Here is a 3,572-nt window from a genome sequence, read left to right as displayed (position 1 = left end):
CGCCTGCTGATTCACAAGGCGGGGTACTTCCGAACCAGGCCGCGGTGAGACCTCACGCTGCATGAGCGAGAGCAACGAGCTCTGGGATGAGCTCAACGCTAGCCCCAAAGCAAGCGTGATGTTGTGCAGCCGACCTGAATAAGAAACCGGAAAGGCTTATCTTTATTGGAGTTAGCGAGATTCTGAGCAGAATCGATACTCCAACGAAGAGGCCTTTCCGGTGAAGAGAATATCGTTCAAGCAGAGCCGAAAGAACAGTGCCCGTCGCAAGCGCAAGGTAGCGGCGCGACATGGGCAGGCGGGACACTGGAAAGCTCAGGCAGAGCCGATGTTCAACTCGGGTGCGGTGCACTACGAGGTTGGTGCCAACACGGATGCGATGAGCTACGGAGGGATCACAGCGGTGCATCGCCTGGTCACCAAGTTGGGTCTGCCCGAGCAGATCGATGCCGGCCTCGAGTTGCTGAAGGTGCACCTGCCGTACCACGAGTCGGATCACGTGCTGAATCTGGCGTACAACGTGCTGTGCGGCGGCACGCGGCTGGAGGACATCGAGCGCCTACGCCATGACACAGCGTACATGAATGCACTGGGCGCTGACCTGATTCCGGACCCGACCACGGCCGGCGACTTCTGCCGACGCTTCACTGAGGAGGACGTGATCACGTTGATGGAAGCCATCAACGCGGTGCGACCTCAGCTATGGCAGGGCCGGGCGCGCGAATTGCTGGGGCCGATCGCGTACATCGATGTCGATGGCACCCTGGCACCGACGTCCGGCAAAAAGAAACAGGGCATGGACATCTCCTACAAGGGGATCTGGGGATACCATCCGCTGATCGTGTCGCTGGCCAACACCTCAGAGGTGCTCTATCTGGTGAACCGCCCGGGCAATGTGGCGAGTCACACGGATGCGGCTCCCTACATTGATCGAGCCATCGATCTCGTGGACCCGTACGCCGAGCGGATCTGTCTGAGGGGCGACACGGACTTCTCCCAGACCGCCCACCTCGACCGGTGGGCCAAACGAGTCGATTTCATCTTCGGCATGGACGCCAATACGGCCCAGGTAAGCCGCGCCGAGGCTCTGGGTGAAGACAGCTGGCAGCGCATGGAACGAGAGCCGAAGCACGTGCCGTTAACCGACCAGACGCGGCAGCGCCAGGCCGACGAGAAGGCGCGCATCGTCCGCGAGCGGGGCTACGTCAACTTGGAACTGAACTACGAGGACGTGGCGGAGTTCAGCTACCAGCCAGGCAAGTGCAAGCGGCCGTATCGGGTGGTGGCCCTGCGCAAGAACATCAGCAAGATGAAGGGCGAGCACGTTCTATTCGACGAGATTCGCTACTTTTTTTACATCACGACCCGCACAGATCTCAGCGCCGCCGAAGTGGTCCGGTGCGCCAACGAGCGCTGCGACCAGGAGAACATCATCGAGCAGCTCAAGAACGGCGTCAACGCGCTACGGATGCCGCTCTACGATCTGGTGAGCAACTGGGCCTACATGGTCATCGCGGCCTTGGCGTGGAACATCAAGTCGTGGTTCGCGATGATGATGCACCTGAAGCGGGACCGGAAGGAGTATGTGGCCATGGAGTTCCGCCGCTTCATCCACAGCGTCATCCTCATCCCCTGCCGCGTCACGAGGCGAGCGCGCGGTATCACGATCCGGCTCCTCGGCTACCAACCCACCCTGGACCGCTTCTTCAGTGCCTGGCGCACCATCGAGCGCACCGGCTTCGGATAGTCCACCGCGGTCTCCCATAGCCCCAGTCAGCTTACACGCTTTTAGGGGGCCGCCACGGCGCGGCCAGGCACCGCTGTGCCCTGAACTCCCAAAAACGTCCCCGCACTCCGCCTTTGCGCCACCGCTACGCTGCTCAACCGACTAAAATCCACTACTCGCAGGCTGATAAGCTGCTTTAGCGTCTGTCGCACGACCCACAGGCGTTCGTTGCACAACTCGCTTATTTTAGGACTAGCTGATCGGACGCCTCCGGATCGGCTGGCCCGGCATGACCCCGTCGACGAGCTCCCCATTGCGGACCACGAACTGCCCGGCCACCAGGACGTGAGGGATGCCGACGGAGGGCTGGGCCGGCTCGGCGAACGTCGCGATATCGATGACCGTCGCAGGGTTGAAGATCGTGAGGTCCGCATCCGCGCCGACCGATACTCGACCCTTTCGGCTCATCGCCGGAACCACCGCCTCGAGTCGGTCAGCCGGCATGATCGTCATCTTTCGAAGCGCGCTCATGAGCGTCAGGACGCCCTCCTCCCGAACGTAATGGCCCAGAACCCGCGCGAAGGAGCCGGCTCCGCGGGGATGCGCGCGGCCATCGACGAACCCGACGCCATCGCTCGCGATCATCACGGCCGGATGTCCGATCGCGTACTCCATCTCATCCTTCGGAATGATGTGCGCGATAATCATCCCGCCCTCTTCCCGGTACGCCTGAAAGGAAGCCGAATCCAAGCGCTCTCCGGTCGCCACCCACTCGATATCGGAGTAGTCACTGCCCAATCGCTCCCGCCAGCCCTCGTCGAAGATCGCCGCCTGGATACCGGTCGACGCGGCTGTGTACGGGTAGACCTCCGTGGTGACGTCGACGCCGCCGTCATGGGCGGTCTCGATCATGTCGAGGAGGATGGGGATCTGCGTGAGCCCGCTCGAGCCGATGTGCACGATGTGCACCGATGCTCCCGATCCCGCGGCGTCGGCGATCATCTCCTGAACCGCGGCAATGCTGGTCTCCGGCTCGAGGATACCGCCGTAGCGGATGTGCACGAAGACGGTCACCCCGTGTGTCGCAGCGGTCTGGAACGCCCGGAAGATCTCTGCCCGACTGGCACCGGGAATGTACTGCAGCCCGAGTCCCACACCGATCGCACCTTGCGTCAAACCGAGCGCGAGGGCCTCCTGCATCCGCTCGATCTGCTCAGGCGTCGCGTCGTCGTAAACCCTGGCCCCTCGATCACCGGAAAACGCCTCACTCCGTGCGGCTCCATAGCTGGTCGTCGCACCGAAGTTGATTCTCCACTTCCCCTCCCGCTCCGCGTACCACGCGTCGACCGGCCAAGCTCCGCCCTCCAACTCGAGCGCCGTGGTGACGCCGTCGCGCACCTGGAGGTCGCGGCTGAACGGGTCCTGACCGTGCGCGTGCAGATCGATGAACCCGGGGGCGACTACGTGTCCGGAAACGTCCACGACCTCCCGACCCTCGAGCGGCTCCGCCGAGATGGCGGCGATGCTGCCGTTCAGGATCCCCACGTTCATCACCGCGTCCATGCCCGATTCGGGGTCCATGACACGACCGCCCTGGAGGACGAGGTCGTAGGTCTGCGCGGCGGCGGCCGCCGTCCCGAACGAGAGTACGAGGGCTACGGCACCGGCGCCCCGGGCGAAACTCCCCAGGCACCGCGGAATCGCACCACCGAGACGAACTCGCACGCCTTCACACACCATCGGACACCTGCCTGTAGGAAGCGGTCGATGAGGGGTGCGGCCGCGTCGGGCACCCCCGAGGGAATTCGGGTACAAAGCCGGTCGCCAGGCTCGAACGCACCAGCGG

2 protein-coding genes are annotated in these 3,572 nt (G+C 63.4%); one reads left to right on the top strand and one right to left on the bottom strand.

Annotation, left to right across the window (positions count from 1 at the left end):
* Nucleotides 1–220 precede the first annotated feature (220 nt).
* On the top strand, nucleotides 221–1,747 hold the full coding sequence (locus IIB36_20375) for an IS1380 family transposase (GenBank protein ID MCH7534096.1): 1,527 nt from the start codon (nucleotides 221–223) through the stop codon (nucleotides 1,745–1,747).
* A 231-nt stretch (nucleotides 1,748–1,978) separates the two neighbouring features.
* On the opposite strand, the gene IIB36_20370 is transcribed toward IIB36_20375, so the two are convergent.
* The gene (locus IIB36_20370) at nucleotides 1,979–3,466 is read right to left on the bottom strand and encodes an amidohydrolase family protein (protein ID MCH7534095.1); all 1,488 of its coding nucleotides are present in this window, start codon (nucleotides 3,464–3,466) and stop codon (nucleotides 1,979–1,981) included.
* Nucleotides 3,467–3,572: the final 106 nt, after the last annotated feature.

It is taken from the genome of Gemmatimonadota bacterium (assembly GCA_022560615.1).
Classification (GTDB): Bacteria; Gemmatimonadota; Gemmatimonadetes; order Longimicrobiales; family Gaopeijiaceae; genus UBA1138.
This window is presented reverse-complemented; position numbering and strand designations above follow the sequence as displayed.

Excerpts from the sequence above, each read along its gene's own strand:
- IIB36_20370 (MCH7534095.1), bottom strand. The coding sequence starts at position 3,466 with ATGGTGTGTGAAGGCGTGCGAGTTCGTCTCGGTGGTGCGATTCCGCGG.